General features: G+C 72.6%; 26 protein-coding genes, 3 tRNA genes and 1 pseudogene. 8 read left to right on the top strand and 22 right to left on the bottom strand.

Translation table 11 applies throughout. The annotated features are described in order from the left end of the window. Positions 1-91: 91 nt before the first annotated feature. The 7 genes and pseudogenes from ACH4PY_RS22410 to ACH4PY_RS22440 form a co-directional block, all read right to left on the bottom strand. A complete protein-coding gene (locus tag ACH4PY_RS22410) occupies positions 92-1,588 on the bottom strand; it encodes a DHA2 family efflux MFS transporter permease subunit (protein WP_398185512.1) in 1,497 nt (498 codons plus the stop codon). Between the two features lie 305 nt (positions 1,589-1,893). Then, a pseudogene (locus ACH4PY_RS22415) lies at positions 1,894-2,442 on the bottom strand (TetR/AcrR family transcriptional regulator); the annotation flags it as partial. 252 nt (positions 2,443-2,694) lie between these two features. Continuing rightward, the gene (locus tag ACH4PY_RS22420) at positions 2,695-3,123 is read right to left on the bottom strand and encodes a MaoC family dehydratase (protein ID WP_398185514.1); all 429 of its coding nucleotides are present in this window, start codon (positions 3,121-3,123) and stop codon (positions 2,695-2,697) included. Further along, complete coding sequence (locus tag ACH4PY_RS22425) at positions 3,123-3,602, bottom strand: MaoC family dehydratase N-terminal domain-containing protein (protein ID WP_398185517.1); 480 nt, start codon at positions 3,600-3,602, stop codon at positions 3,123-3,125. The genes ACH4PY_RS22420 and ACH4PY_RS22425 overlap by 1 nt, the downstream gene beginning before the upstream one ends. 264 nt (positions 3,603-3,866) lie before the next feature. Next, positions 3,867-4,031 carry a 50S ribosomal protein L33 gene (gene rpmG / locus ACH4PY_RS22430; RefSeq protein WP_004571794.1) on the bottom strand — a complete coding sequence of 55 codons (165 nt, stop codon included), beginning with the start codon at positions 4,029-4,031 and terminating at the stop codon, positions 3,867-3,869. 84 nt (positions 4,032-4,115) lie between these two features. Further along, positions 4,116-4,188: transfer RNA gene (locus ACH4PY_RS22435), tRNA-Met, on the bottom strand. Between the two features lie 46 nt (positions 4,189-4,234). Then, positions 4,235-4,307, bottom strand: a tRNA-Thr gene (locus tag ACH4PY_RS22440). Between the two features lie 467 nt (positions 4,308-4,774). On the opposite strand from ACH4PY_RS22440, the gene ACH4PY_RS22445 reads away from it, so the two are divergent. The 4 genes from ACH4PY_RS22445 (at position 4,775) to ACH4PY_RS22460 (ending at position 8,751) form a co-directional block, all read left to right on the top strand. Continuing rightward, positions 4,775-6,061: an amidohydrolase family protein gene (locus ACH4PY_RS22445; protein WP_398185521.1), complete on the top strand. Its 1,287-nt coding sequence runs from the start codon at positions 4,775-4,777 to the stop codon at positions 6,059-6,061. A 488-nt stretch (positions 6,062-6,549) separates the two neighbouring features. Beyond that, positions 6,550-7,203: an NAD(P)H-binding protein gene (locus ACH4PY_RS22450; protein WP_398185524.1), complete on the top strand. Its 654-nt coding sequence runs from the start codon at positions 6,550-6,552 to the stop codon at positions 7,201-7,203. A gap of 129 nt (positions 7,204-7,332) precedes the next feature. Further along, positions 7,333-8,019: an SDR family oxidoreductase gene (locus tag ACH4PY_RS22455; protein ID WP_398185527.1), complete on the top strand. Its 687-nt coding sequence runs from the start codon at positions 7,333-7,335 to the stop codon at positions 8,017-8,019. A 183-nt stretch (positions 8,020-8,202) separates the two neighbouring features. Further along, the gene (locus ACH4PY_RS22460; RefSeq protein WP_398185530.1) at positions 8,203-8,751 is read left to right on the top strand and encodes a hypothetical protein; all 549 of its coding nucleotides are present in this window, start codon (positions 8,203-8,205) and stop codon (positions 8,749-8,751) included. Between the two features lie 7 nt (positions 8,752-8,758). Here ACH4PY_RS22460 and ACH4PY_RS22465 read toward each other — a convergent pair whose 3' ends face one another. Further along, on the bottom strand, positions 8,759-9,610 hold the full coding sequence (locus ACH4PY_RS22465; protein WP_398185532.1) for a helix-turn-helix transcriptional regulator: 852 nt from the start codon (positions 9,608-9,610) through the stop codon (positions 8,759-8,761). A 95-nt stretch (positions 9,611-9,705) separates the two neighbouring features. Here ACH4PY_RS22465 and ACH4PY_RS22470 point away from each other — a divergent pair, with 95 nt between their 5' ends. Next, positions 9,706-10,344 carry an HD domain-containing protein gene (locus ACH4PY_RS22470; RefSeq protein ID WP_398185535.1) on the top strand — a complete coding sequence of 213 codons (639 nt, stop codon included), beginning with the start codon at positions 9,706-9,708 and terminating at the stop codon, positions 10,342-10,344. A 41-nt stretch (positions 10,345-10,385) separates the two neighbouring features. Here the strand turns inward: ACH4PY_RS22470 and ACH4PY_RS22475 are convergent, their stop codons facing one another. Further along, complete coding sequence (locus ACH4PY_RS22475; RefSeq protein ID WP_398185538.1) at positions 10,386-10,697, bottom strand: hypothetical protein; 312 nt, start codon at positions 10,695-10,697, stop codon at positions 10,386-10,388. Between the two features lie 31 nt (positions 10,698-10,728). Continuing rightward, positions 10,729-10,917, bottom strand: a complete 189-nt coding sequence (locus ACH4PY_RS22480) for a hypothetical protein (protein WP_398185541.1) — start codon at positions 10,915-10,917, stop codon at positions 10,729-10,731. Between the two features lie 405 nt (positions 10,918-11,322). Between ACH4PY_RS22480 and ACH4PY_RS22485 the strand changes: the two genes are divergently transcribed. Then, a complete protein-coding gene (locus tag ACH4PY_RS22485) occupies positions 11,323-11,505 on the top strand; it encodes a hypothetical protein (protein WP_398185544.1) in 183 nt (60 codons plus the stop codon). A gap of 114 nt (positions 11,506-11,619) precedes the next feature. Here ACH4PY_RS22485 and ACH4PY_RS22490 read toward each other — a convergent pair. Beyond that, positions 11,620-11,701: transfer RNA gene (locus ACH4PY_RS22490), tRNA-Tyr, on the bottom strand. Between the two features lie 217 nt (positions 11,702-11,918). Between ACH4PY_RS22490 and ACH4PY_RS22495 the strand changes: the two genes are divergently transcribed. Beyond that, a complete protein-coding gene (locus ACH4PY_RS22495) occupies positions 11,919-12,407 on the top strand; it encodes a YajQ family cyclic di-GMP-binding protein (RefSeq protein WP_398185547.1) in 489 nt (162 codons plus the stop codon). Between the two features lie 61 nt (positions 12,408-12,468). On the opposite strand, the gene ACH4PY_RS22500 is transcribed toward ACH4PY_RS22495, so the two are convergent. From ACH4PY_RS22500 to ACH4PY_RS22515, 4 genes are all read right to left on the bottom strand, one after another. Continuing rightward, on the bottom strand, positions 12,469-14,121 hold the full coding sequence (locus tag ACH4PY_RS22500) for a bifunctional aspartate transaminase/aspartate 4-decarboxylase (RefSeq protein WP_398185550.1): 1,653 nt from the start codon (positions 14,119-14,121) through the stop codon (positions 12,469-12,471). 47 nt (positions 14,122-14,168) lie between these two features. Next, positions 14,169-15,845 carry an aspartate-alanine antiporter gene (gene aspT / locus ACH4PY_RS22505; protein WP_398185553.1) on the bottom strand — a complete coding sequence of 559 codons (1,677 nt, stop codon included), beginning with the start codon at positions 15,843-15,845 and terminating at the stop codon, positions 14,169-14,171. A 206-nt stretch (positions 15,846-16,051) separates the two neighbouring features. Further along, positions 16,052-16,513: a peroxiredoxin gene (locus ACH4PY_RS22510; RefSeq protein WP_398185556.1), complete on the bottom strand. Its 462-nt coding sequence runs from the start codon at positions 16,511-16,513 to the stop codon at positions 16,052-16,054. Between the two features lie 191 nt (positions 16,514-16,704). Continuing rightward, a complete protein-coding gene (locus ACH4PY_RS22515) occupies positions 16,705-17,103 on the bottom strand; it encodes a MarR family winged helix-turn-helix transcriptional regulator (RefSeq protein WP_398185559.1) in 399 nt (132 codons plus the stop codon). A gap of 105 nt (positions 17,104-17,208) precedes the next feature. Between ACH4PY_RS22515 and ACH4PY_RS22520 the strand changes: the two genes are divergently transcribed. Continuing rightward, the gene (locus tag ACH4PY_RS22520; RefSeq protein WP_398185561.1) at positions 17,209-17,616 is read left to right on the top strand and encodes a YccF domain-containing protein; all 408 of its coding nucleotides are present in this window, start codon (positions 17,209-17,211) and stop codon (positions 17,614-17,616) included. 49 nt (positions 17,617-17,665) lie between these two features. Here ACH4PY_RS22520 and htpX read toward each other — a convergent pair whose 3' ends face one another. The 7 genes from htpX to ACH4PY_RS22555 all read right to left on the bottom strand — a co-directional run bounded on the left by htpX (position 17,666) and on the right by ACH4PY_RS22555 (position 25,506). Next, on the bottom strand, positions 17,666-18,523 hold the full coding sequence (gene htpX / locus ACH4PY_RS22525; protein WP_398185564.1) for a zinc metalloprotease HtpX: 858 nt from the start codon (positions 18,521-18,523) through the stop codon (positions 17,666-17,668). A 150-nt stretch (positions 18,524-18,673) separates the two neighbouring features. Then, a complete protein-coding gene (locus ACH4PY_RS22530) occupies positions 18,674-20,317 on the bottom strand; it encodes an NADH-quinone oxidoreductase subunit N (protein ID WP_398185567.1) in 1,644 nt (547 codons plus the stop codon). Next, a complete protein-coding gene (locus ACH4PY_RS22535) occupies positions 20,317-21,882 on the bottom strand; it encodes a NuoM family protein (protein WP_398185569.1) in 1,566 nt (521 codons plus the stop codon). Before ACH4PY_RS22535 ends, ACH4PY_RS22530 begins: the two co-directional genes overlap by 1 nt. Positions 21,883-21,891: 9 nt before the next feature. Next, on the bottom strand, positions 21,892-23,880 hold the full coding sequence (locus tag ACH4PY_RS22540) for an NADH-quinone oxidoreductase subunit L (RefSeq protein ID WP_398185571.1): 1,989 nt from the start codon (positions 23,878-23,880) through the stop codon (positions 21,892-21,894). Beyond that, entirely contained in the window at positions 23,877-24,278 is a 402-nt protein-coding gene (gene nuoK, locus ACH4PY_RS22545; RefSeq protein ID WP_398185574.1) for an NADH-quinone oxidoreductase subunit NuoK, read from the bottom strand. Before nuoK ends, ACH4PY_RS22540 begins: the two co-directional genes overlap by 4 nt. Further along, positions 24,278-24,925: an NADH-quinone oxidoreductase subunit J gene (locus ACH4PY_RS22550; RefSeq protein ID WP_398185577.1), complete on the bottom strand. Its 648-nt coding sequence runs from the start codon at positions 24,923-24,925 to the stop codon at positions 24,278-24,280. Before ACH4PY_RS22550 ends, nuoK begins: the two co-directional genes overlap by 1 nt. After that, on the bottom strand, positions 24,922-25,506 hold the full coding sequence (locus tag ACH4PY_RS22555) for a NuoI/complex I 23 kDa subunit family protein (RefSeq protein WP_398185580.1): 585 nt from the start codon (positions 25,504-25,506) through the stop codon (positions 24,922-24,924). The genes ACH4PY_RS22550 and ACH4PY_RS22555 overlap by 4 nt, the downstream gene beginning before the upstream one ends. Positions 25,507-25,509: the final 3 nt, after the last annotated feature.

A 25,509-nucleotide genomic window follows, 5' to 3' on the forward strand; every position in this document is an offset into this window, starting at 1 on the left:
CCGGCCGGGACGGACGCCTCCGGGTTCTCCCCCGCACGCGCCCGCGGGCGGCCGGGGGTGTCCCGGCCGCCCGCGGAGGAGGGTGGTGGTGTCAGCCGACCTTCTGGAGGGAGGCGGGGGCCGGGGCGCCCTGGGCGACGGTGGCCGCACGGGCCGCGCGGCGGGGCAGGGCGAGGGCGGCGAGGAAGGCGACGGTCAGGGTCGCGGCGCCGACCCACAGGGCCGGGACGAGGCCGTCGACGAAGGCCGCGCCGGAGGTGTAACCGCCGTACGCGGCGAAGATCGAGCCCATCAGCGCCACACCGAGGGCGCCGCCGATCTCGCGCAGGGCGTTGCTGGCGCCGGACGCGATGCCCTGCTCGTGCGGCTCCACGCTGGACATGCCCAGGCTCGTGGAGGCCGGGAAGTACAGGGCCATACCGACGCCGGAGATGATCAGCGAGGGCAGCTGGGTGGCGTACGAGACGTCCGGCGAGGCGATGACCGCGAACCAGCCCAGGCCGATCGCCTGGAGCGCCAGACCCGCGGCGACGACGGGACGGCCGCCGACGCGGTCGGAGAGGTAGCCCGCGATCGGCGCGACGATCATCGGCATGCCCGTCCAGGGCAGCATCCGCAGCCCCGCCTCGGTCGGCGAGTACCCGAGCACCGTCTGCAGGAACTGGCTGAGCAGGAAGATCGAGCCGAACATCCCGACGAACATCAGCATCGTCGCCGCGTTGATCGCGCTGAAGGCGCGGCGGCGGAAGAACCTCATCGGCAGCATCGGCTGGCGCGCCGTCATGCCGTGCCGCACGAAGGCCGCGACGAGGACGCTGCCGGCGATCAGCCCGGAGAGCACGCGGGCGCTGGTCCAGCCGTGCTCGTTGGCGTTGACCAGGGCGAAGACGATGCCGAACAGGCCCAGGCTGATGAGCGCGGTGCCGCGGCCGTCCAGCCGCGCGCCGGGCGCGGTGGACTCGGCCAGGCGCAGCCGGGCCAGCGGGAGCAGCAGCACACCGAGCGGGACGTTCAGCCAGAAGATCCACTGCCACGAGATGTGCTCGGTCAGGCTGCCGCCGATGAGCGGGCCGGACGCCACGGCCATGCCGTTGACCGCGCCCCATATGCCGTAGGCGGCGCCCCGGCGCTCGGGCGGTATCGCCGCGGTCAGCAGCGTGAGCGTCAGCGGCATCATGATGGCCGCGCCCACACCCTGGACCGCGCGGGCCGCGATCAGCTCGTTGATGCCGGGCGCCATGGCCGCGGCGGCGGACGCGCCCGTGAAGATCGTCAGACCGGTGAGGAAGAGCTTGCGGCGTCCGAAGCGGTCGCCGAGCGCCGCACCGAACATGAGCAGGACGGCGAAGGTGAGCGTGTAGGCGTTCACCGTCCATTCGAGGTCGGACAGCGCGCCGCCGAGGTCCTTGCGGATGGACGGCAGCGCGGTGGTGACGACGAGGTTGTCGAGGGCCGCCATGAAGCCCGCGACGCTGGTGATCAGCAGCGCCCAGCCTGCCGTGGCCTTGCCGCGGGGCGACGTCTTGTCCGTGGTGGGTGCGGGTGCGGGTGCGCCGTCGGCGGGACGCGCGCTGTCTGCGGTGGTCATTGCCCTGATCTCCTTGGTCCCCTGTCGAGATGTTGCTGCGGGCTGGGTTAGTAATTGATGACTAACTTTTTTGGGCCGAAAAAATCCCGTCCGGGGGCCGACCCCCGGGCGGGCCGCTGCTAGTCGGAAGCCTTCGGGCGCTTGGCGGACCCGGCACACCACGGAGCTTCCGGGGTCTGCGGGTCCTGCGGGTTCTGCGGGTTCTGCGCGCCGTCCGAGTCGTCCGAGTCGTCCGAGCCGTCCTGGCCGTCCTGGCCTTGCGGGTCCTGCACCGGCTCCGGGTCCTCGGCGTCCGCCGGCTTTTCCGGCCGAACGGATTCGTAGAAGCCCTCCCAGATCGGGTCCTCAGCCGAAAAACCCAGCGACACCAAGGTGTTGACGAGCATCCCGTAGGCGAAGAACTGCGTGGTCTCCTCGACGTCGGTGCCGAGCGCGTCCCGCACGGTCTCCCACAGCAGCGTCCAGACCGCGCGGATCTCCACACCGAAGGCGCGGTCCCCCGCGGCCTCCGCCGCCGCCACGGCCACGTACGTCTGCATCTGCATCAGCAGCCGCTCGGGATCGGCGTGGATCATGGCCTGGTAGGCCTTGCCCATCTCGCCCAGCCGCTCTTCGGCCGACACCCCGACCGCCGCATCCGCGAAGACCTTTGCGGTCGTCTCGATGCAGTGACGGGAGGCGGCCAGGAAGATGGCCTGCTTGTTCGGGAAGAGCCGGAAGAGGTACGGCTGCGACACACCCACCCGGCGGGCGATCGCCTCGGTCGACGTGCCGTGATAGCCGCCGTGGGCGAACTCGCTCATCGCCGCGCGGATGACGCTCTCGCGCCGCTCCTCTGCGCTCATCCTGACCATGGGCCTTAAGTTAGTGGCCAATCACTACCTTGTCAACGCGGAGGCGTGGCGGGCCCGTTGCGGGCCGCCGAGGGCAGGTCGCGGGCCCAGCACGGGCCCGCCGCCGGCTGACCGCCGACCCACCGCCGACCCACCGCCGACCGGAAAACGTAAGGACCGCCTGCCATGGGCAAGCGGTCCTTACACGGCACAGACGGTGCGCGGCTCGGCAGTATGTGCGGCCGGGCCGACGCGAAGCCTGTCGCCCGGCGGTCAGGCCAGCTGGACGACCGCGCGGGCCATGCCCAGCACCTTCTGGCCCGCCGACATCGCGGTCAGGTCCACGCGCACCCGGTTGTCGTCCAGCTTGGCCGCGACCTTGGCCGTGACCTCGACGAGCGCGCCCTCGTCGTCGTTCGGGACCACGACCGGCTTGGTGAAGCGCACCCCGTACTCGACGACCGCGGCCGGGTCCCCGGCCCAGTCGGTGACCACGCGGGCCGCCGAGGCCATGGTGAACATGCCGTGCGCGATGACGTCCGGCAGTCCGACCTCGCGGGCGAACTTCTCGTTCCAGTGGATCGGGTTGAAGTCGCCGGACGCCCCCGCGTACCGCACGAGCGTCGCCCGGGAGACCGGGAAGCTCTGCGCGGGCAGCTCGGTGCCGACCTCGACCTCGTCGTACGCCACGGCAGCCGCCATCACGCGTCTCCGTCCTGGGCGGTGCCCTGCTCGGGGTCGGCCGCGCGGGCGACCAGCTTCGTCCAGGCGGTGACGACGTGCTCGCCCGTCTCGTCGTGGACCTCGCCGCGGACGTCCAGGATGTCGTTGCCGGCCATCGACTTCACGGCCTCGATCGTGGACGTGACCGTGAGCCGGTCACCGGCCCGCAGCGGGCGCGTGTACGCGAACTTCTGGTCGCCGTGCACGACCCGGCTGTAGTCCAGGCCCAGCTCCGGGTCGGAGATCACGACGCCCGCCGCCTTGTAGGTGATCGCGAAGGCGAAGGTCGGTGGCGCGATGACGTCCGGGTGGCCGAGGGCCTTGGCGGCCTCCGGGTCCACGTAGGCCGGGTTGGCGTCGCCGATCGCCTCGGCGAACTCGCGGATCTTCTCCCGGCCGACCTCGTAGGCGGGGGTGGGCGGGTAGGTCCGCCCGACGTAGGACTGGTCGAGAGCCATCGTCACCTCGGAGTGTGCGGCAGATCACGGGCGTTGCGGGTGTTGCGGATGTCACGGGTGTTCGGGAGAGGCGTGCGGGGCGCTCAGGTGTGTGCGCGGGAGCGCGGGCGGGCGCGGGGCTCGCACCCCGCCGCGCACGCGGGCCCGGTGCGCGCCGCAGGGCCCGAACGCGCCGCGAGGCCGTCCCCCCGTCCTGCGACGGGGGGACGGCCTCGCGGTGTTACGGCCTGGTGCTGCTGGTGGTGCGACGCAGGAACGGCGAAGTCAGCGCGTCTCGCGGTGCGCGGTGTGCGCGTTGCAACGCGGGCAGTGCTTCTTCATCTCAAGACGGTCCGGGTCGTTACGCCGGTTCTTCTTGGTGATGTAGTTCCGCTCCTTGCACTCCACGCAGGCCAGCGTGATCTTCGGGCGGACGTCGGTGGCGGCCACGTGAGTGCTCCTTGACGAACGGGATATTTGAACACAGGAAGAGTAGCCGATTGAGGGACCGATCCCGCAATCGGCTACGCAGAGTAGCGGCGACCGGACTTGAACCGGTGACACAGCGATTATGAGCCGCTTGCTCTACCGACTGAGCTACGCCGCTTCGACGAACCGACCCCCGCCACGAGGGCGGGGAACCGATCCATCAGAGCCCCAATACGGAATCGAACCGTAGACCTTCTCCTTACCATGGAGACGCTCTACCGACTGAGCTATTGGGGCGAGCGAGGAAGACATTACACGCTCCGCTGCCATACGTGAAATCCGTATCCGGCGGGGCACATCGGGCACCACCGGCGGCTCCGCGGACGGCCCGCCCGGCCCGCTGTGCGCCCGTCCGCCCACCCCTCCGCCCACCCTTCCGCCCGCCCGTGACGGCGCGTTGCCGCAGGGTGCCGCAGGACCGCCCCACGTGCGTACGACAGTACGAGTAATGCACTCGTGCCGGGTGTCCCGACGCCGGTTACCGGACGCGCGCGCGGCCTGGCCCTAGGCTCGACCATGCGTGATCGTCCCGGCGGCTCGGGCGTCCCGACCGGGCGCTTCCGGCCGGACGTTTCCGACCGGCCGCTCCCGGTCGTCCCGACGCCGCCCCGGTGGTCCGCGCCCGCTCCACTGCCTCCCCCGCTCTTCCGTCCCCGGCGGCACCGGCGGGACCCGCGGGAGGCACCAGGCACCGGAGGAGCCCGATGAGCGACAGCCCGCGCGGCACCGCCGCCGAGACCGCCACCCTGCTGCTGTGCGGCGCCCGCCTCACCGACGGCCGGACCGTCGACGTACGCCTGAGCGGCCCGCGGATCGAGGCGGTCGGCACCGCGGGCAGCCTCGCCGGGCCGCCCGGTGCCACCGCCCCCCGGCAGGGCTCCGGCGCGAGCACGGGTACGGGTACGGGTACGCGGATCGACCTGCGCGGCTACCTGCTGCTGCCCGCGCCCGCCGAGCCGCACGCCCACCTCGACCTCGCCCTCACCGCGAACTGCGCGGGCCCGCCCGCCGCCGACGTCGCCGACGTCCAGCGCCGCGCCACCGAGGCCGCCCTCCTCCAGCTCGGGCACGGCGCGACCGCCCTCCGCAGCCATGTGCGGGTCGGCGACGTGCACGGGCTGCGCGCCCTCGAAGCGGTGCTCCAGGCCCGGCGGGCGCTGCGCGGTCTGATCGACGTCCAGGTGGTGGCCGTCCCCCGGCTGCTGACCGGCGCCGCGGGCGCCGACGGACTCGACGTGCTGCGGGACGCGCTCAAGATGGGCGCCTCCGCGGTCGGCGGCTGCCCCGACCTCGACCCGGACCCGAGCGGACACACCGAGGCGGTCGTCGCGCTCGCGGCGGAGTTCGGCGTGCCGGTCGACCTGCACACCGCCGCCGACGACCCCGTCCGCCTCGCCCGGCTCGCCGCGATGGCCGGCGGCCTGCGTCCGGGCGTCACGCTCGGCCCGTGCCACGGGCTCGGCACCATGCCGCGCGAGGCGGCCCTGCGCGCCGCCGAACGCCTCGCCGCCGCGGGCGTCTCCGTCGTGGCCCTCCCGCAGGGCGGCTGCGGCGGCCTGGAGACGGTACGCCGCGGCGCCGCGGGCCTCCACACCCCCGTACGGCTGCTGCGCCGCGCGGGGGTGCCGGTCACCGCGGGCAGCGGAGCCCTCGCCGACCTGGCCAACCCGGTGGGCCGCGGCGACCCGCTGGAGGCGGCGTTCCTGCTCGCCTCCTACGGCGAGTGCGAGCCGCTGCGCGCCTACGACCTCGTCAGCACGCGGGCCCGCGCCGTCCTCGCCCTCCCCGAGGTCCGCGTCGAGGCGGGCTTCCCGGCGGAACTCCTCGCGGTGCGCGGCGAATCCGTCGAGGGCGTCCTCGCCCTCGCCTACAGCCGCGTCGTCATCCACCACGGCCGCGTCGTCTCCCGTACGAGCGCGGTCCGCGAATTCTGCGACACCTCCACCGACCCCGCCCTCGACCTCCCCCGCCAGTCCCACCGCGAACCCTGACCGAACCGCGAGGGAGCCGCGCGAGGACCGCGCGCACCCCCTCGGCGAAGATCGCGGCACCGCCGCAGGCCGCCCCCGGAGCGCACAGGGGCGCGAGGAACCGCCCGCACAACCCCCACGGCGCGAAGCCCGCGAAACCCACCGCACCCCCACCCCGCAGCGAAGGGGCGCGAGGAACCGCGCGCACAACCCCCGCCCACGGAAGATCGCGAAGCCCACCCCAGCCCCACCCCCGGAGCGAAGGAGCGCGAGGAACCGCGCGACAAGCCCCCCACGGCGGAAGGTCGCGGCACCGCCGCACCCCCCACACCGCAGCGCACAAGGGGCGCGAGGAACCGCCCGCACAACCCCCACAGCGCGAAGCCCGCGAAACCCACCGCACCCCCACCCCGCAGCGCAACCCCCCGCGGCCCCCGCCGCAAAAGCCGCCCGCCAGGGCCCGGCGCGCCCGGCGGCGCAACCCCGCCCCACCCCGTACCGTCGGAGACATGCGTATCGTCATCGCCGGAGGCCACGGCCAGATCGCCCGCCGCATGGAACGCCTGCTCGCCGCCCGCGGCGACCACGCGGTGGGCCTGATCCGCAATCCCGACCAGGCCGACGACCTGCGCGAGGCCGGCGCCCAGCCCGTCGTGCTGGACCTGGAGGCGACTCCCGCCGAATCCGTGGCGACGGCCCTCGCGGGCGCGGACGCCGCCGTGTTCGCGGCCGGCGCGGGTCCGGGCAGCGGTGTGGACCGCAAGCAGACGGTCGACCGCGACGCCGCCGTCCTGCTCGCCGACGCCGCCGAACGCGCGGGCGTACGCCGTTTCCTGGTCGTCTCCTCGATGGGCGCGGACGCGGAGTCCGCGTACGAGGATCCGGGCTTCCGGGCGTACCTGCGGGCCAAGGGCGCCGCGGACGACGCGATCCGGTCGCGTACGTCCCTGGACTGGACGATCCTGCGCCCCGGTTCGCTCACCGACGACCCCGGTACGGGCCGGGTCGATCTCACCGCGAGCACCGGCCGCGGCTCGGTGCCGCGCGACGACGTGGCCGCCGTGCTGGTCGAGCTGCTGACCGCGCCGCAGGCCGCGGGCCGGACCCTGGAGCTGATCGCCGGCCCGACGGAGATCCCGGCGGCGGTCGCCGCCCTGCGCTGACGTCCCCTCACCGCACAGGTCCGTCTCCTTCCTGGTGTCAGGACCACCAGCAGAGTTCCCAACTGGTTGTCCTCCGCCCGCCCTTCGAGGATCGAAGAGCAAGCGAAGGAACGACAGGAGGCGCGGAACATGCGTGTGGTGATCATGGGCGGGACGTCCGGCATCGGGCTGGCGACGGCGGAGAAGCTGACGGCCGCGGGCGCGGAGGTGATCGTCACCGGGCGCGACGAGGGGCGCCTCGCGGCGGTGAAGGGCAGGGTGGCCGCCGCCGAGCGGGTGGACGGCACGGACGCGGCCGCGGTGACCGCCTTCTTCGAGCGGGTGGGCGGCTTCGACCACCTGGTGCTGGCGTTCAGTCCGGGCGCGCTGGGTCTCGGGCCGCTGGCGGAGGTGGACGTCGCCGATGTCCGCGGCGCGTTCGAGGGCAAGCTCTTCGGCTATCTGCACGCCGTGCAGAAGGCCCAGGTGACGGGTTCGGTGACGATGGTGTCCGCCGTGTCCGCGCGTGCGGCGCTGCCCGGCACGGTGGCGCTGGCGGCGGTCAACGGGGCGATCGAGCGGATCGTCTCCCCGCTGGCGGCCGAGCTGTCGCCGGTACGGGTGAACGCCGTCTCGCCGGGTGTGGTGGACACCGCCTGGTGGTCCTTCCTGCCCGCCGAGTCGCGGGAGGCGACCCTCGCCGAGTTCGTGAAGGACACGCCCGCCAAGCGGGTGGGTACGCCGCAGGACGTGGCGGACGCGATCGCGTACGTCATCGGGGCGACGTACGTGACCGGCACGGTGCTGCCGGTGGACGGCGGCGCCACGGTCGCCTGAGCGCGGCGGCGCCGCGGCGCGAACGGGGGGCCGGGGGCCGGGTCGGTGCGACCCGGCCCCCGGCCGCGCCCCCCTGCCGCGCCCCCGGGACCGCCTCCGCCCGCGCCTTCGGGACCGCCCGGAATCCGGCGCCGGAGTCCGGCACCCCCTCCTCTGTCCGACCCGCGTGACACGATGACGTAGGTGAGCCGACCGCTGCTCTACCTCGACGTCGACGGCCCCCTCAACCCGTACGCCGCACAGCCCGAACGCCGCCCGGACGGCTACACCACCCTCCGGGTCACGCTCGACCCCGACCGGTCCGGTCCGTCCGGTCCGTCCGCCCTCGCCGGGCGCACGCTGCGCGTCTGGCTGGCCCCCTGGCACGGCCCGGCCCTGCTCGGCCTCGACTACGAACTGTGCTGGGCCACCACGTGGACGGCCGACGCCAACCGGTGGATCGCCCCGGTCCTGGGCCTGCCCGAGCTGCCGTACGTCGACTTCGGCGACGCCCTGCTGGCCGAACGCCCCGACGGCGTCCACTGGAAGACGGCCGCGCTCGTCGAGCACGCCGCCGGCCGCCCCTTCGCCTGGGTCGACGACGAGCAGAGCGCCCTGGACGGGGAGTACGTCGCCGCGCACCACCCGGGGCCCGCGCTGCTCCACCACGTGAACCCGCGCGTCGGGCTGCTCCCCGAGGACTTCCGGACGCTGGCGCAATGGGCGGGGGGCATAACGGACGAGGAGCGCTGACGCCTCCTCAGCCGGCCGGCTGCCGCTCCGCGAGAGTCTCCCGCAGCCGGCGGTCCAGGTCCGAGCCCGGCGGGGTCAGGTAGGACACCACCGTCCTGTCGTCGTTCGCGATGTGCATCTTGGCGTACTCGAACGTGACCCGGCCGAGCACCGGATGGTCGAGGGTGCGCGGCTGCGGGACGTACGGCGTCAGGTCCTTGCGCCGCCACAGCCGGCCGAAGTCGGCGCTGGCCCGCTCCAGGTCGCGCAGCAGGGCGACGACGTCGGGGTCCAGGATGTGCTCCCCGACCTGGGCGCGGAAGAGGCCGAGGGTGTGGGCCGCCTCCTCCTCCCAGTCCAGGGACATGGCGCGCGCCTCGGGGGAGGTGAAGTGGAGCCACAGGATGTTGCGCCGCTCGGCGGGCAGGGCGGCGAGGTCGCCGAGCAGCAGCTCGCAGCCGGCGTTCCAGGCGAGGACGTCGAAACGGCGATTGACGACGAAGGAGGGGTTCGGGTCCAGGTGCGCGAGCAGCAGCTCGTACGGCCTGGGTATCCCGGAGGGCGCGGGCGGTCCGGCGGGCCGGTCGGCGGGCGGCATCTCGCCGGCGAGGCGGTAGAGGTGGTCGCGCTCCGCCGTGTCGAGCCCGAGCGCGGGGACGAGGCTGCCCAGCACCTGGCGGGAGACCTTGATCTCACGGCCCTGCTCCAACCACGTGTACCAGGTGATGCTCAGGCCCGCGAGGGTCGCGACCTCCTCCCGCCGCAGCCCCGGCGTGCGCCGCTGCCCGTAGACCCGCAGCCCCGCGTCCTCCGGCTTGCGCCGCTCCCGCCGGCTCCTGATGAACTCCGCGAGCTCGCGCCGCCGTTCGAGATCCCCCACCGCTCCCCCTCCGCGCCGTGCACGGCCCTCCGCGTGGTTGCCGTCGCCCCAGCCTAGGCGCGTGCGGCGGCGCGCCTGCGGGAGAATGACGGACGATGACCGACCTCACGCCCCTCCCCACCCCCGAGGACATCCGCCGACTCCACGAGCGGTACGCCCCCTCGCCGCAGGCCTTCGACGCCGTGCACGGCCACTGCGTCATCGTCTGGCGCATCGCCGAACAGCTCCTGGACGCCCTCGCCGCCCACGGCGCCCCCGCTCCCGTCGACCGCGACCTGGTCCGCGCGGGCTGCCTCGTCCACGACATCGGGGTCTACCGCCTCTACGGCGCCGGCGCCGACGGCGGCTTCGACGGCGCCCACTACATCCGCCACGGCCTCCTCGGCCACGAGATCCTCGCTGCCGAGGGACTCCCCGAGGCCCTGTGCCGCTTCTGCTCCCACCACACCGGCGTCGGCCTGACGAAGGACGACATCACCCGCCAGAACCTCCCGCTCCCGCCCGCCGACTACCTGGCGGAGACCCCGGAGGAGCGGCTCGTGATGTACGCCGACAAGTTCCACAGCAAGAGCACGCCCCCCAAGTTCCTGACCCCCGCCGCCTACACCGCCGCGGTCCGCCGCTTCGGCGAGGACAAGGCCGACGCCTTCACCCACCTCCGCCACGCTTTCGGCGACCCCGACGTCCGGGCCCTCTCCGCCGCCCACGGCCACCGCCTCGTGGACGCTCCCTGACGCGACCGGGGCCGCACGGCCCTCCCCGGCCCGCCGGAAGGTCAGATCCCCGCGGGTTCGCCGGACCCGGCCCCGGCCTCGTAGGCGGTGAGGACGAGCCTCCCGCCCTCACCGGCCACGACGTCGACGTACAGCTCGCTCTCCTCGTCGAAGCGCAGCGTGAAGACGGGATCGAACGCCATCAGGAGGTCGAACCCCTCCTGGTACTCCCCGACCAGGGGTGGCTCCGGGGTGGCCTCACAGCTCCACCCGTCCTGACCCGCACTCACCACGACCCGCACCGGAACCCCGGCCAGACACGTCGACCGGTTGGCCCACCACTCCAGCGTCGCAAGCCCCTCGTACCTGTCCACCCCCACAGTCCATCACCCCCCACCGCCCGGCTCAACGCCGCCAACGGCGCCGCCCCGACGAGGTGGACCGCACACCGCCGAACCCGGCCAGGTGCATGGCGACGAAGAACGCCCCGGCGATCAGCAGGCTGAACGGCGTGAACGCCGCGTCGGTGTGCGTGCTGGTGACATTGAGCAGATAAGCGACGGCGAGAATGACGGCCCCCACGGCTGCCAGCATCGTGTGCCTCCTTGGCAATGAACAGTCAGCGCCGGCGGTACGCCGACCCTGACTCGGCCGACCGGACGCCCTTGCCCATCCGGTGCCCCCAAACGACTGTTTGAATCCGCCCCAAGCCCCCGGCAGCGAGCCGCCCGCCCCCGGCATGACGGCCCACGTGAGCAACGACGCGGACCTGCATCCCGGACCCATACCCGGCTACCACGACAGCCCGTTCGGACGGCGGCCCGAGCAGCTGGACGAGAGGTTGTTCTGGATGGGGCACCTCTACTCGTGGGGGAACGGTGCACCGGTCAGACGTTCTTCGGGCCGGGGTATGCCTGAGCGGACCACCGGGCCTATCGGCAGCGCGTTTGGCAGCGGGCCGACTGGCCGGTCCTCACCGTTCCGGACCTGGTCACAGCGATGGACAACGGCCTGCCCGGAGACACCACCACCGACCCCCACACCCGCCCGCTCCTCCCCGCCTTCGGCGACGCGGCCGCACCACGAGAGGCAGTCGGCCGAATCGCCGCCGCCCTCCACGCGCGCCTGGGCACGGAGGATACGAAGGACGCCGAGCAGCTCGCCGAGGCCCCCGAGGCGTGAACACGGCAGACCGTCCCGACCACCCCCGTTCGGGGGGCTCCGCCCACGGTCGCCCCACCCACGACGAAGGGCCCCTGAGCAGCGCAAACGCTGCTCAGGGGCCCTTCAACCATGTGGCGGCACGTGGATTCGAACCACGGTAGGCTAAGCCGACGGATTTACAGTCCGCTCCCATTGGCCACTCGGGCATACCGCCATGGGATGCCGCCCCGGACCGGGGCCGCGCGGTGCGCGGGGTCCTTGGCGACGGGGTAAACGATACCTGATGGATGGGGGTGGTTCGCCACCGGGTTGATCAGGGGATCGGGTCGGTGCGGGGGGTGGGGGGCGGTGGCTAGGCTGGTCGCGGACGGTTCGGGGAACGGGCCGTGGACGTGATCGCTGATGGAACACAGTCAAGGAGCCCACTGAAGATGGCCGACTCCAGTTTCGACATCGTCTCGAAGGTCGAGCGGCAGGAGGTCGACAACGCCCTCAACCAGACCGCCAAGGAGATCTCGCAGCGCTACGACTTCAAGAACGTCGGGGCGTCGATCGCGTGGTCGGGTGAGAAGATCCTCATGGAGGCCAACTCCGAGGAGCGCGTCAAGGCGATCCTGGACGTCTTCGAGACCAAGCTGGTCAAGCGGGGGATCTCGCTCAAGGCGCTGGACGCGGGTGAGCCGCAGCTGTCCGGCAAGGAGTACAAGATCTTCGCCTCCATCGAGGAGGGGATCTCGCAGGACAACGCCAAGAAGGTCGCGAAGATCATCCGGGACGAGGGTCCCAAGGGCGTCAAGGCCCAGGTGCAGGGTGACGAGCTGCGGGTCAGCTCGAAGAGCCGGGACGACCTGCAGGCCGTGCAGGCGCTGCTCAAGGGCAAGGACCTGGACTTCGCGCTGCAGTTCGTGAACTACCGCTAGGACGTGCCGGCAGGCGCCGGGTGAGCCCGGCGCCCCCCGTTCGGCGGGGGGCGCGTGCGGCTCAGGAGTCCTTCGCGGTGCGCCACTCGTGGTGGTATTCCTCGAAGATGCGGTGCAGGCCGTGGCCGATCTTGAGGTAGTCGAGGTCGTCGAGGTTGGCCAGCGAGGCGCGCACCGACCATTCGGGGCCGTCGAAGCCGCCGCCGTTGAGGAGGACGACTCCGGTCTGGGCGGCGAGCCGGAAGAGCGGGTCCACCGGTTCGTAGGTGGCGGTCAGGTAGTCCGCGAAGGGCTTGCCGTACACCCGCTCGGCCTCGGCGAGCAGGTCGAGTTCGACGTAGTACGCGGCCCGGTCCGGGTCCTCCGCGATCTTCATGCCGGCGCCCTCCACCAGCAGGTCGAGGCGGCGGTGGACGATGGTGCGCAGTTGCTCCTTGTAGGCCTGGCCCTCGGGGAGCATCGCGAAGAGCGAGAAGAGGGTCGTCATCGCCTGTTGCGGGGTGGACAGGCCCGCGGTGTGGTTGAGGGCGACCTGCCGGGAGTCGGCGACGAGCCGGTCGATGAAGCGCAGGCCGGGGACGTCCAGGGTGATGGAGCCGTAGCGGCGGGCGAGGCGGTCGCGTTCGGTGTCCGGGAGCGCGGCGATCATGTCGTCGATGACGTTGTCGTCGCTCAGCCCGATCACGCCGAGCCGCCAGCCGGTGGCGCCGTAGTGCTTGGAGTACGAGTAGACCAGCAGGGTGTTGCGGGGCAGGTCGGCGGCGAGTGAGCGGAAGCCCTCGACGAAGGTGCCGTAGACGTCGTCGGTGACCACGACCAGGTTCGGGTTCTGCTCGGCGACGATCGAAGCGATCTGGTCGGCGACCCGGCGGCTGAGCGCCAGCGAGGGCGGGTTGGACGGGTTGACGAGGCAGAGCAGCTTGATCGAGGGGTCGGCGAGCTTGGCGACCTCCGACTCCGGGTAGCGCCATTCGCGGACGCCCTTGCCCGCCATGAGGTCCGCGTTCACGTAGACGACGTCGAAGCCGTACGTGTCGAGCTGCGGGATCTCCAGGTACGGGGTGAAGACCGGCACCATGAGGGCGATCCGGTCGCCCTTGTGCAGGATGCCGTTCTGCACGAGGGAGTCGAAGACGTAGCACATGGCGGCGGTGCCGCCCTCGGTCGGGAAGAGCGAGAGGCCGGCGGACGGCAGTTCGCCGCCGTAGACCTCGCTGCGCAGGTAGGCGCGCACCACCTCTTCGGTGCCGGCCAGGGAGCGGTCCGGCACGGGGTAGTTGTCGCCGGTCACGGCGTCGGTCAGTTCGTGGAGGAAGTCCTCGCGGTCCAGGCCGAGTTCGCCGGTGGCGTGGTCGACGCAGTCGGCGAGCAGCAGGGTGCCGGGCAGTTCCGGGTGCTCGCGCAGCCAGCGGTCGAAGCGGGCACCGACGCCGGGCTTCTCGGGCATGCCGCCGAGGTCGTCGCCGTGCCAGACGCGGCGCGACTCGGTGAGGGCGAAGTAGCCGAGCGCGTAGAAGGCCTCGCGGGGGCTGGTGGCGATCCAGTTGGGGTTGCCGCGCCCGGCGTTGAGCATCTGGACGGAGCTGGTGTCCTTGTGGCCGGGCTGGTCGCCCTGGGCCTGCTGGGCGATGTCGATGAAGACGTTCTTGAGCTCGAACGGGGAGAGCTGCGCGTACCGCTTGATCTCGTCACGGGTGAAGCTGCGTGCGGGCATCGGGGGCGGCCTTCCGTGGGTCGCGGGGCGGGGGACGGGGGGCCGGGTCAGGAGCCCAGGATGCCGACCAGGACGGGGCCGGTCAGCGGGAGCAGGAAGTTGGAGAGGGCGTAGGTGATCGTGTAGCCGAGCATCGGTACGGAGGAGTCGGCGACCTGGGTGACCGCGGTGATGGCCGGGGTCGAGCACTGCTGGCCGGCGATCGCGCCGATCAGCAGCGGTTTCTCGATCTTCAGCAGCTTCAGGCCGACGAACAGGGAGATCGTCGCGGGCACCAGCACCATGGCGACGCCCGCGCAGGGCAGCAGGGCGCCGTACTTCTTGATCAGCGGCCAGGCCTGCGGGCCGGAGGTCAGTCCGGTGCAGGCGATGAAGACCGCGAGGCCCATGTCCTTGATGGTGGCTGCGGCCTGCGGCGGGAAGGCGCCGAAGGTCTGGGTGCGGGAGCGGAACCAGCCGAAGACCAGGCCGGAGACGAGGCAGCCGCCGCCGGTGCCGAGCGACAGCGGGGCCGAGCCGATCTTGATCTCGACCTGGCCGAGGAGCGAGCCGAGGGCGATACCGAGGCCCAGGTAGATGAAGTCGGTGGTGTCGTTCTTGACGACCTGGCCGAGCTTGCCGACGAGTGTCTTCAGCCCGGAGCGCAGTCCGATGAGGCGCAGGACGTCGCCCTGGTGCACCACGGTCTCACCGGAGGCGGGAATCGCGTTGCCCGCCCGGACGACCTCGGTGACGTAGACGCCGCTGCGGTAGAACTCGGGGTTGTCCTGCTCCAGTTCGTCGATCGACTTGCCGTCGTTCTCCTTGCGGGTGACGGACACCTGCTCGGTGGCGAGCGGGGTGTCCATGCCGGGGACGGTGGGCACCTCGGGGCCGATCTGGTGGCCGACGTCGATGACGTCCTCGCGGCGGCCGACGAGCAGCAGGACGTCACCGGTGGCGGCGACGTAGTCGTCGGGGACGGGGGTGCTGACCTTGCCGTCCCGGCGCAGGGTCTCGACGCTGACCCGCTCGCTCAGCCCGCGCAGGTGGGTGAGGTTCTCGCCGGAGGACTGCGCCACCAGGTAGGTGCGGCCGACGACGCCGGGCAGGCCCTGCCGTTCGTCGGACTCCAGGTCGCCCTTGGCGCGGCTGCGCTGCCACAGCTTGCGGGAGGCGTCGGCGAGGTTGATCCGCATGATCATCGGCATGATCTGGCTGGCGTAGAGCACGATCGTGATCAGGCCGAAGAGGTAGCAGACGGTGTAGGCGGTCGCCACGTTGCCCTGGTAGTGGGTGACCTGGGCGGGCGTCAGGCCGGAGAGCTTGCCGATGGACTCGGTGGCGGTGCCGACGACCGCGGATTCGGTGGCCGCGCCGGCGAGGATGCCGGAGGCCGTGCCGACGTCGAGGTCGAACCACTTGGCCAGCAGCAGCGCGATGGCCAGGACGCACACCAGCTCGATCGCGCACAGCGCGAAGAAGCGCAGGCTCTTGCGGTTGAGGTTGCGGAAGAACTGGGGTCCGGCCATGTAGCCGAGCGCGAAGATGAACAGCGCGAAGAAGACCGTCTTGACGTCGTCGGCGATGGTCGCCTTGGTCCAGGCGCCGAAGAGCAGCGAGACGATGAGGGTGCCGCAGATGCCGCCCAGGGTGATGGGGCCGATCCGGCCCTTCCCGACCAGGTAGCCCAGCGACAGGCTGAGGAAGAGGACCAGTTCGGGATGGTCCTTGAAGACGCCCATGCCCACTCAGCCCCCGGCCACGGGGGGTTCGGCCGCCACCGGGGGCAGTTCGGCCACGGCCGGGAGCAGTTCAGCCGTCACCAGGACGGTGAAATATCGGTGCATGAGCCGAAAATAGGTGCATAACGGAAAGCGCGGGCGTACGGCACGCCGAACGTGCCGTACGCCCGCGCCGCCGCCCGCCCTCCGCGGCTGTGGGGCCGCCGCTACCGCGCCTGGAGCTCGCGGACAACCTTCAGCGCGTCGTCGATGTGCCCGCCGATGTTCGTCATCGACGAGAACGTGTGCCGGATGACGCCCTCCTTGTCGATGACGAAGGTGATCCGGCCCGGCAGCAGGCCGAGCGCCGAGGCGCCGTACAGCTTGCGCACCTCGCGGCCGCGGTCGGACAGCAGGACGAACGGCAGCTCGTGGCGCCCGGCGAAGCCCTCGTGGGTGGCGACGGAGTCCGAACTGACGCCGACCACCTCGGCGCCCGAGGCGACGAAGCTCTCGTAGCTGTCGCGGAAGCTGCACGCCTCGGCGGTGCAGCCGCGCGTGTTGTCCTTGGGGTAGAAGTACAGCACCACGACCTTCTCGCCCAGGATGCCGCTGAGCGTCACCTGCTTCCCCGCCTGATCGGGAAGCGTGAAGTCCGGTGCCTTGTCGCCGACCTGCAGGGTGCCCATGGCCATCTCCTCGACTTCTCGGCCGCGTTGGCGTCTGCGGCGATCGTACGGCGCCGGGCCGCGCGCGGTTCGACCGCAGGCCCCGCGCCGCGCGCCCCGCACCGACCGCGCCGCGCGCCCCGCACCGACCGCGCCGCGCGCCCCGCACCGCACCGCACCGCCCCGCACCGCACGGCACCGCACGCAACGGTTTACGCCGCCGGGTCGTGCCCCTCGACGAGGGCCGTCAGCAGCCGGGCCGGCTCCGCCCGCCCGTCGGCTCCCAGCGTCGCGCCCAGCTCCGCCTCCGCGGCCTCCACGACCTCGCGGGCGGCGCGCAGCGCGCGGTGGCCCTCGCCGGTGAGGCCCAGGACGTAGGAGCGGCGGTCGTCGGGGTTGCGGGTGCGTATGACCTGTCCTGCGGCCTCGAAGCGGTCGATGAGCTTGACCATGGTGGTGCGGTTGATGCCGAGCCGGTCGCCGAGATCCTGCTGGGAGTGGGCGGCACCGGGCTCGCCGATGGTGTCCAGGACCTGGAAGTCGCGGGCGCCGCCGCGCGCCGCCCGCGCAGCCCCGCGCGACCGTCGGGAACCGGCCATCCCTGCCGTCACGGACCGCACCGTATCGGGCCGCTTCCGTTTCCCTCTGTCAGTGCGCGGCCCGATACTGGACGCAGTGGGCGCATGGAGCCGTTCGGACCTGGAAAGGTGCAGGCCATGAGTGTGTTGCGACTCGTACTCAACGTGATCTGGCTGGTCTTCTGCGGGCTGTGGATGGCGCTGGCCTACGTCCTGGCGGCGCTGATCTGCTTCGTCCTCATCGTGACGATCCCGTTCGGCATCGCCTCGCTGCGGATAGCGGGATATGTGCTGTGGCCCTTCGGGCGGACGACGGTGGAGCGGCCGGACGCCGGGGCGCCGTCCTGCGTGGGGAACGTGGTCTGGCTGGTCTTCGCGGGCTGGTGGCTGGCGCTGGGGCACCTGCTCACCAGCATCCCGCTCTTCGTGTCGATCGTCGGCATCCCGTTCGGCTGGGCGAACCTGAAGCTCATCCCCGTCTCGCTGATGCCGCTGGGCCGCGAGATCGTGCCGTCGGACGAAGGCGCCTTCGCGTACCCGCGCTGAGCGCCCGGACCCGGGCCCGTATGCGGGCCCCGGGCCCGGACTGAAGGGCTCAGCGGCGGCCGGCCATCTCCTCCAGGCGGGAGATGCGCTCGGCCATGGGCGGGTGGGTGGAGAAGAGCTTCGACGCGTCGCCGGGCCGGAAGGGGTTGGCGATCATCATGTGACTCGCCGTCTCCAGCCGGGGCTCGGGCGGCAGCGGCAGCTGCTTGGTGCCCGCGTCCAGCTTGCGCAGCGCCGAGGCGAGCGCGAGCGGGTCGCCGGTGAGGCGGGCGCCGGACGCGTCGGCCTCGTACTCCCGGGAGCGGGAGACGGCGAGCTGGATGAGGGACGCGGCGAGCGGGCCGAGGATCATCATCAGCAGCATGCCGAGGATGCCGGGGCCGTCGTCGTCGTCCGAGCGGCCGACCGGGATCAGCCACGCGAAGTTGACCAGGAACATCACCACGGAGGCGAGCGCGCCGGCGATCGACGAGATGAGGATGTCGCGGTTGTAGACGTGGCTCAGCTCGTGGCCGATGACCCCGCGCAGCTCGCGCTCGTCGAGGATGCGCATGATGCCGTCGGTGCAGCACACCGCGGCGTTTCGCGGGTTGCGGCCGGTGGCGAACGCGTTGGGCGCCTCCGTCGGCGAGATGTAGAGGCGCGGCATGGGCTGCCGGGCCGCCGTCGACAGCTCGCGCACGATCCGGTAGAGCGCGGGCGCCTCGATCTCGCTGACCGGCCGGGCGCGCATCGCGCGCAGCGCCAGCTTGTCGCTGTTCCAGTACGCGTACGCGTTCGTACCCAGGGCGATGACGAGCGCCACGATGAGCCCGGTGCGGCCGAAGAAGCTGCCGATGACCAGGATGAGTGCGGACAGGCCACCGAGGAGTACGGCGGTCTTCAACCCGTTGTGCCGGCGGTGCACGTGCGCCCTCCACATTCTGCGGTGTGTGCCCCGGGGGACCTCCCCCTAAGGAAAACCTCCTGCCCTGCTCAACGCCACCCGGCGGGAGCTAGTTCCCTTGTGCGTTCCGGCACACGCGCGCGGTGGCCGCCGGCAGGGCGAAGGGGCGGCTCAGAGCAGGCTGCCCTGCGCGAAGCGCAGGACGAGCTGCGGGGCGCCGGACAGCGCCAGGCCCGCGGCGGCGGTGAGCGCGACGGCCGCGCCGAGCGCGAAGGGCGTACGCGCCACGGCGGCCTCAACGACGGTCTCCCCCGCGGCCGCGGGTGCGGGCTCGGGGGCGCGGGCGAAGAGCAGGGCCGTCCAGCGCAGGTAGTAGACGAGCGCGATGACGACGTTGACGGCCATGACCACCGCCAGCCAGCCGTGCTGCGTCCCGACCGCGGTGGAGAAGACCGCGACCTTCGCGAACAGCCCGATCACGCCGGGCGGCAGCCCGGCCAGGCACAGCAGGAAGAAGGCGAGCGCCAGGGCGGCCGCGGGGCGGCGGGCGTGCAGGGCGCGGTAGTCGGTGAGGCGGCTGAGCGGCGCGGTGCGCTCGACGAGGGCGACGACGGCGAAGGCGCCGAGGTTGACCACCGCGTACATGAGCGCGTACGCGACCGTGGTGCCGATCTCGTGCGCGGGCTCGTCGGTGGAGGCGGCCGCGGCCATCGGCACCAGCAGGTATCCGGCCTGCCCGATCGACGACCAGGCCAGCAGGCGTACGGCGCCGCGGGGGACGTCGGGGCGCTGCCGCAGGGCGCCGACGTTGCCGACGGTCATGGTGAGCGCGGCCAGGACCGCGATCGCCGGGCCCCACGTGTGCGCGTACGGGCGGAAGGCGACGACGACGAGCAGGATCAGCCCGGAGAAACCGGCGGCCTTGCCGACGACCGACAGATAGGCGGCGATCGGCAGCGGAGCGCCCGCGTAGGTGTCGGGCACCCAGAAGTGGAAGGGCGCGACGGCGAGCTTGAAGGCGAAGCCCACGATGGTGAGGGCCATCCCTACGTGGGCGACGGTGGAGAGCGGGCCGGCGTCGGTGAGCGGCAGCGCGGAGCCGATCTGCGTCAGGTAGAGGGTCCCGGAGGCGCCGTAGACGAAGCTGACGCCGAGCAGCGCGACCGCGGTCGCCGTGACCGAGGTCAGGAAGAACTTGAGCGCGGCCTCGCCGGAGTGCTTGTCGTCGCGGCGCAGGCCGACGAGCGCGAAGGCGGGCAGCGTCGTCACCTCCAGGGCGACGATCAGCGTGGCCAGGTCGCGGGAGGCGGGCAGCAGCGCGGCGCCGGTGACGGACGACAGCAGCAGGAACCAGTACTCGCCCGCGGGCATCTCGTCGAGGGTGCTGATCGACAGCAGTGTGGTGAGCAGGGCGCCGCCCAGCACCAGGGCCTGGATCGCCAGGGTGAAGTGGTCGGTGACGTAGGAGCAGTCGGCGGTGTGGGGGCTCTGGCTGCGCGTCTGGCAGAAGGTCGCGCTCGGGCCGCCGCGCAGCGGGATGAGGGTGAGCGCGGCGGCGAGCAGCCCGGCCGCGGTGATCCAGCCGAGCAGCACCTTGCGGGCGGGCGGCAGGAAGAGGTCGGCGACCAGGACGGCGACGGCGAGCGCGGCGGGGACGAGGACGGGGCCGAGCGGGGACCAGTCGACGTGCTGTGCGAAGGCGGCTGCCTGCGTGAGGGCGGAATCCGGGACGTGGGTGGGGGCCGGGACGTGGGCTGTACCCGCGACGTGGGTTGCGGCGGCCTGGGCGTGGACGGCGGCGTGGGCGAGTGCCATCAGTGGCCTCCGAGCAGGGAGCGTACGGCCGGGTCGGTGAGCCCGAGGAGGGCCGCGGGCCACAGCCCGGCCAGCACGGTGAGGGCGGCCAGCGGCGTCCAGGCGGCGAACTCGTAGCCGCGGACGTCGGCGAGGGCGGGGCGCAGCTCGGTGGTCTCCTTGTCGCCCATGCAGACCCGGCGCACGACCGTGAGCAGGTAGCCGGCGGTGAGCAGGGTGCCGAAGGCGGCGACCGCGGTGAAGACCAGGTACGCGGGGCGGCTCAGTTCGGCGGCGGGTTTGAAGGAGCCGAACATCGCGAGCATCTCGCCCCAGAACCCGGCCAGGCCCGGCAGGCCGAGCGAGGCGACGGCGGCGAAGGCGAGCAGGCCGCCCAGGCGCGGGGCGCGGCCGTAGAGGGCGGCGCCGGTGCGGCCGGCGAGTTCGTCGAGGTCGGAGGAGCCGTAGCGGTCCTTGACGGCGCCGACGAGGAAGAAGAGCAGGCCGGTGATGAGGCCGTGGGCGATGTTGGCGAAGAGCGCGCCGTTGACGCCGGTGGGGTTGAGGGAGGCGATGCCGAGGAGCACGAAGCCCATGTGGCCGACGGAGGAGTAGGCGATCAGGCGCTTGAGGTCGCCACCGTTGCCCTGCCGAGCGAGCTGGAGGCAGGCGAGCGAGCCGTAGACGATGCCGACGACCGCGAAGGCGGCCAGGTAGGGGGCGAACGTCTGTATGCCGCCCGGCGTGTCGGGCAGCACGATGCGGACCAGGCCGTACGTGCCCATCTTGAGCAGCACGCCCGCGAGCAGCACCGATCCGACGGTGGGGGCGGCGGTGTGGGCGTCCGGGAGCCAGCTGTGCAGGGGCCACATCGGGGCCTTGATCGCCAGGCCGGTGCCGATGGCGAGAACGGCGATGAGCTGCGTGGAGTGACCGAGGTGTGACCCGTTGTCAGTGGCGAGTGCCACCATGTCGAAAGTGCCCGCTTTGATCCCGATGAGGAGCAGGCCGAGCAGCATGATCACGGAGCCGAGGAGTGTGTAGACGATGAAGCGCAGGGCCGAGCGTTCCCGGTCGCCGCCCCCCCAGCGGGCGATCAGGAAGTACATCGGGATGAGGACCGTCTCGAAGGCCAGGAAGAACAGCATCAGGTCGAGGACGGCGAAGGTGGCCAGCGTGCCCGTCTCCAGCAGGAGCAGCAGGGCGACGAAGGATTTCGCCGAGCCGCCGGCCGGCAGGTGGAAGTACGAGTAGAGCGCGCACAGGAAGGTCAGCAGCGCGGTCAGCACGAGGAGGGGGAGCGAGATGCCGTCGACACCGAGGTGGAAGTGGATCCGCAGCGCGGGGATCCAGCTGACGTCCGTGCTCGCCTGCGTCTTCGCGGGGTGGTCGTGGTCGAAGCCGGCCGCGAGGACGATCGCGAGGATCAGGACGGCGCCGGTGACGGTCACACCGTGCCGCAGCACGGCCTGGTCGGGGCTGCGGCCCTTCAGACCGGGGGGCGGCGGGAGCAGGGCGCCGGCCGCGCCGAGCAGCGGCAGAGCCACGAGCGCGACGAGGACGTACTGCAGAGCGGTGTCGTTCACGGGTTTCTCTCAGCCTCCGACGGCGACGAGGACGGCGAGCACCACGGCACCGGCCAGCAGCGCGCTGAGGTAGGTCTGGACGTTCCCGCTCTGGGCCTTGCGGACGGCCGCGCCGAGCAGCCCCGGGGCGCCGCCCGCACCGCGGACGTAGGTCTCGACGACCTGCCGGTCGAGGAAGCGGACGAGCGAGGCGGCGGCCAGGACGGGACGGACGAAGAGCGCGCTGTAGACGGAGTCCAGGCGGAAGCCGTGCGCGGCGAGCGGGTGCAGCGGGCCGAGCAGGGTGCGGCCGGGGTCGGCGGGGTCGTCGGCGGCGGCGATGTCGCCGTAGATCTCCTTGTGCGTCGCGATGGCCTCGGCCTCGACGAGCGCGGGTTCCTCGCCGGGGTCGGCGGTGACGACGGCCCCGGCGGGTACGGCCCGGCGGGTGGCGGCCGCGCGGGACCAGACGGCGTAGGTGACGGCGACTCCGGCGAGGGCCAGGAGGGTGCCGAGGAGGGAGGTGAGCAGGGTCGGGCCGAGCGGGGCGCCGCCGAACCAGTCGGGCAGCTCGCGGTAGGCCAGGCCGCCGAAGGCGACGGTGGGGACGGCCAGCACCCACAGCACGCCGGTCATGACGGCGGGCGGGCGGCCGTGGTCGGGGGCGTCGGGGCCGCTGCCGCGGAAGGCCAGCAGGAACAGGCGGGTGGCGTACGCGGCGGTGAGCAGGGCGGTCAGCAGCCCGGCGACGAGCACGGTCCAGCCGACCGCGGCGGGGACGTGCGCGGTGTCGCCGGAGGCGGCGTGCTCGGCCGCGCGCAGCACGGACTCCTTGGAGAAGAAGCCGGACAGCGGCGGCAGGGCGGCGAGCGCGGCCAGTGCCAGGCCCATCGTCCACATCGCGTCGGGCACGCGCTTGCTCAGGTGGCCCATGCGGGACATGGCGGTGAGCGAGTTGGTGCCGGCGGCGTGGATGACGACGCCCGCGCCCAGGAAGAGCAGCGCCTTGAAGGCGCCGTGCGACAGGAGGTGGAAGACGGCGGCGTCCCGGTCGCCGACGGCCAGCGCGCCGGCCATGTAGCCGAGCTGGCCGATCGTGGAGTAGGCGAGCACGCGCTTGATGTCGTCCTGCGCGAGGGCGGCGAGCGCGGACCCGGCCATCGTCACGGCGGCCATCACGGCGAGGACGGCGAGCGCGGCGGCGGACGCGGTGAAGACCGGCAGCAGCCGGGCCACCAGGTAGATGCCCGCGGCGACCATCGTGGCGGCGTGGATGAGCGCCGAGACGGGGGTCGGGCCGGCCATCGCGTCGGGCAGCCAGGTGTGCAGCGGGAACTGCGCGGACTTGCCGGCGACCCCGGCGAGGAGCAGCAGCGCGATCACCGTCGGGTGGTGCAGCTGCCCGTGCGCGGTCGCGTCGAGGATGCCGGTGATCCGGAAGGTGTGCGCGTCGGCGGCGAGCGCGAACACCCCGATGAGGAAGGGGACGTCGCCGAGCTTGGTGACGAGGAAGGCCTTGATCGAGGCGGCGCGCGCGGCCTCGGTCTCCCAGTAGTGCCCGACCAGGAAGTAGGAGCAGATGCCCATGACCTCCCAGCCGACGAGCAGCACCATCAGGTCGCCGGTGTAGACGACGAGCAGCATCGCGGAGGTGAAGAGGGAGACGAGCGCCGCGTACGACGGGTAGCGCGCGTCGTGCCGCAGGTAGGCGACGGAGTACAGCTGCACGCAGGTGGCGACCAGGCCGACGAGGACGGCGACCAGCACCGAGAAGCCGTCCAGGTGCAGGGCGAGGTCGATCGGCACGGAGCCGGTGACGGTCAGCCGGTGGGCGGCGTCGGTGGGCGCGCCGGTGCCCTGCCGGGCGGCGGTGACCGCGGCGAGCACGAAGGCGGCCGCGGTGGGCAGCACGGCGAGCGGCCGGACGAAGCCGGGCGCACGCCGGCCGAGCAGCAGTCCGGCGGCCGCGCCCAGGAAGGGCAGCAGGGGGACGAGCGCGGCGGTGGCGGTCAGGGTCACGCGGTGGCCTCTGCCTTCCCGTCGCCGGCGGTGGCCCCCGCGGGCGACGTGTCCGACGGCTGGGGTCCGGCGCCGGGCCCGCCGTGCAGCGGGGGTTCGGCGAGGGCGGTGAGCCGGTCGATGTCGGAGCTGCCGCGGTGCCGGAAGACCAGCAGCACGATGGCCAGGCCCAGGCCGATCTCGGCGGCGGCGATGGTGATGGTGAAGAGGGTGAGCGCCTGGCCGGAGTGCAGGGTGTCGCCGAGCCAGGCGTCGAAGGCGACGAGGTTGAGGTTGACGGCGTTGAGCATGAGCTCGACGGACATCAGGACGAGGATCGCGTTGCGCCGGGCGAGCACCCCGTACAGGCCGACGCAGAAGAGGAGGACGGCGAGGACGGCGGGGTAGGCGACGTGCATCAGCGCTGCTCCTCGGGCTGGGGCGCGGCCTCGCGGGCGGGCGGGTCGGTCCTGCCGCGGCGGGAGAGCACGATCGCGCCGACCAGCGCGGCCAGCAGCAGCACCGACAGCGCCTCGAAGGGCAGCACCCAGGAGCGGAAGAGGCTCTCGCCGGTCAGGCGGGTGGAGCCCTTGGTGACCGTGACGGTGACGGGCTCGCCCTCGCTGTCCGTGCCCTGCTGGGTGTGCGGGGTGATCCAGCTGCTGCGGAAGCCGTCCAGCACGACCCACACCAGGGTGGCGGCGGAGGCGAGCGCGACGCCGAGGGCGACGAGCCGGTTCTCGGAGTCGGCGTCGGGCGAGCGGCCGATCGGCGCCTTGGTGAGCATCAGGCCGAAGAGCAGCAGGACGACGACGGAGCCGACGTAGATGAGGACCTGCACCCAGGCGATGAACTCCGCGGTGAGCAGCAGGTACTCGACGGCCGTGCCGCCGAGCGCGACGACCAGCCACAGCGCGGCGTGCACGAGCTGCCGGGTGGTGACGGTCAGCACGGCCGCGCCCAGGGTGGCCAGGCCGACCAGGACGAAGGTGATCTCGACGCCGGTCGGGGAGAGGAAGCCGGGGTGGGAGGCGGCGACCGCGAAGGAGGGGTACGAGTGGTTCACGCGGTGCCGCCTCCGGGGGCGGTGCCGTCGCCGGGGCCGGCGGCGTCACGCGCCGCCGCGGCCTTGTCCGCGGCCTTGCGGGCGGCGGCGATCTCCTTGGGCTCCTCGGCGGCCGGGTCGAGCGCGGGCGGCTCGGGCACCGTCCACATCCACGCGCGCAGCTTGTCGCGTTCGTGGGTGAGGTCCCGGATGTCGGTTTCCGCGTACTCGAACTCCGGTGACCAGAACAGCGCGTCGAAGGGGCACACCTCGATACAGATACCGCAGTACATGCACAGAGAGAAGTCGATCGCGAAACGGTCCAGGACGTTCCGGCTGCGCTCGCGCCCGCCGGGGGCCGCGGGCGGGGCGGTCTCCTTGTGCGAGTCGATGTAGATGCACCAGTCCGGGCACTCGCGCGCGCACAGCATGCACACCGTGCAGTTCTCCTCGAACAGCGCGATGACACCGCGGCTGCGCGGCGGCAGGTCGGGCAGCGCGTCGGGGTACTGGTCGGTGACGGTGCGCCGGGTCAGGGTGCGCAGGGTGACGGCCAGGCCCTTGGCGAGGCCGGATCCGGGGATACGGGACGCGGGCGCCATGGC

Origin of the sequence: Streptomyces sp. NPDC021224 (assembly GCF_044332905.1) — a bacterium.
In the GTDB taxonomy this organism is placed as follows: domain Bacteria; phylum Actinomycetota; class Actinomycetes; order Streptomycetales; family Streptomycetaceae; genus Actinacidiphila.

Bases quoted from the DNA above. Each gene is read 5' to 3' on its own strand.
- ACH4PY_RS22410 (WP_398185512.1), bottom strand. From the start codon at position 1,588: ATGACCACCGCAGACAGCGCGCGTCCCGCCGACGGCGCACCCGCACCC.
- ACH4PY_RS22420 (WP_398185514.1), bottom strand. From the start codon at position 3,123: ATGGCGGCTGCCGTGGCGTACGACGAGGTCGAGGTCGGCACCGAGCTG.
- ACH4PY_RS22425 (WP_398185517.1), bottom strand. From the start codon at position 3,602: ATGGCTCTCGACCAGTCCTACGTCGGGCGGACCTACCCGCCCACCCCC.
- ACH4PY_RS22445 (WP_398185521.1), top strand. From the start codon at position 4,775: ATGAGCGACAGCCCGCGCGGCACCGCCGCCGAGACCGCCACCCTGCTG.
- ACH4PY_RS22450 (WP_398185524.1), top strand. From the start codon at position 6,550: ATGCGTATCGTCATCGCCGGAGGCCACGGCCAGATCGCCCGCCGCATG.
- ACH4PY_RS22455 (WP_398185527.1), top strand. From the start codon at position 7,333: ATGCGTGTGGTGATCATGGGCGGGACGTCCGGCATCGGGCTGGCGACG.
- ACH4PY_RS22470 (WP_398185535.1), top strand. From the start codon at position 9,706: ATGACCGACCTCACGCCCCTCCCCACCCCCGAGGACATCCGCCGACTC.
- ACH4PY_RS22480 (WP_398185541.1), bottom strand. From the start codon at position 10,917: ATGCTGGCAGCCGTGGGGGCCGTCATTCTCGCCGTCGCTTATCTGCTC.
- ACH4PY_RS22485 (WP_398185544.1), top strand. From the start codon at position 11,323: ATGGACAACGGCCTGCCCGGAGACACCACCACCGACCCCCACACCCGC.
- ACH4PY_RS22495 (WP_398185547.1), top strand. From the start codon at position 11,919: ATGGCCGACTCCAGTTTCGACATCGTCTCGAAGGTCGAGCGGCAGGAG.
- ACH4PY_RS22500 (WP_398185550.1), bottom strand. From the start codon at position 14,121: ATGCCCGCACGCAGCTTCACCCGTGACGAGATCAAGCGGTACGCGCAG.
- aspT (WP_398185553.1), bottom strand. From the start codon at position 15,845: ATGGGCGTCTTCAAGGACCATCCCGAACTGGTCCTCTTCCTCAGCCTG.
- ACH4PY_RS22510 (WP_398185556.1), bottom strand. From the start codon at position 16,513: ATGGGCACCCTGCAGGTCGGCGACAAGGCACCGGACTTCACGCTTCCC.
- ACH4PY_RS22520 (WP_398185561.1), top strand. From the start codon at position 17,209: ATGAGTGTGTTGCGACTCGTACTCAACGTGATCTGGCTGGTCTTCTGC.
- ACH4PY_RS22530 (WP_398185567.1), bottom strand. From the start codon at position 20,317: ATGGCACTCGCCCACGCCGCCGTCCACGCCCAGGCCGCCGCAACCCAC.
- nuoK (WP_398185574.1), bottom strand. From the start codon at position 24,278: ATGCACGTCGCCTACCCCGCCGTCCTCGCCGTCCTCCTCTTCTGCGTC.
- ACH4PY_RS22555 (WP_398185580.1), bottom strand. From the start codon at position 25,506: ATGGCGCCCGCGTCCCGTATCCCCGGATCCGGCCTCGCCAAGGGCCTG.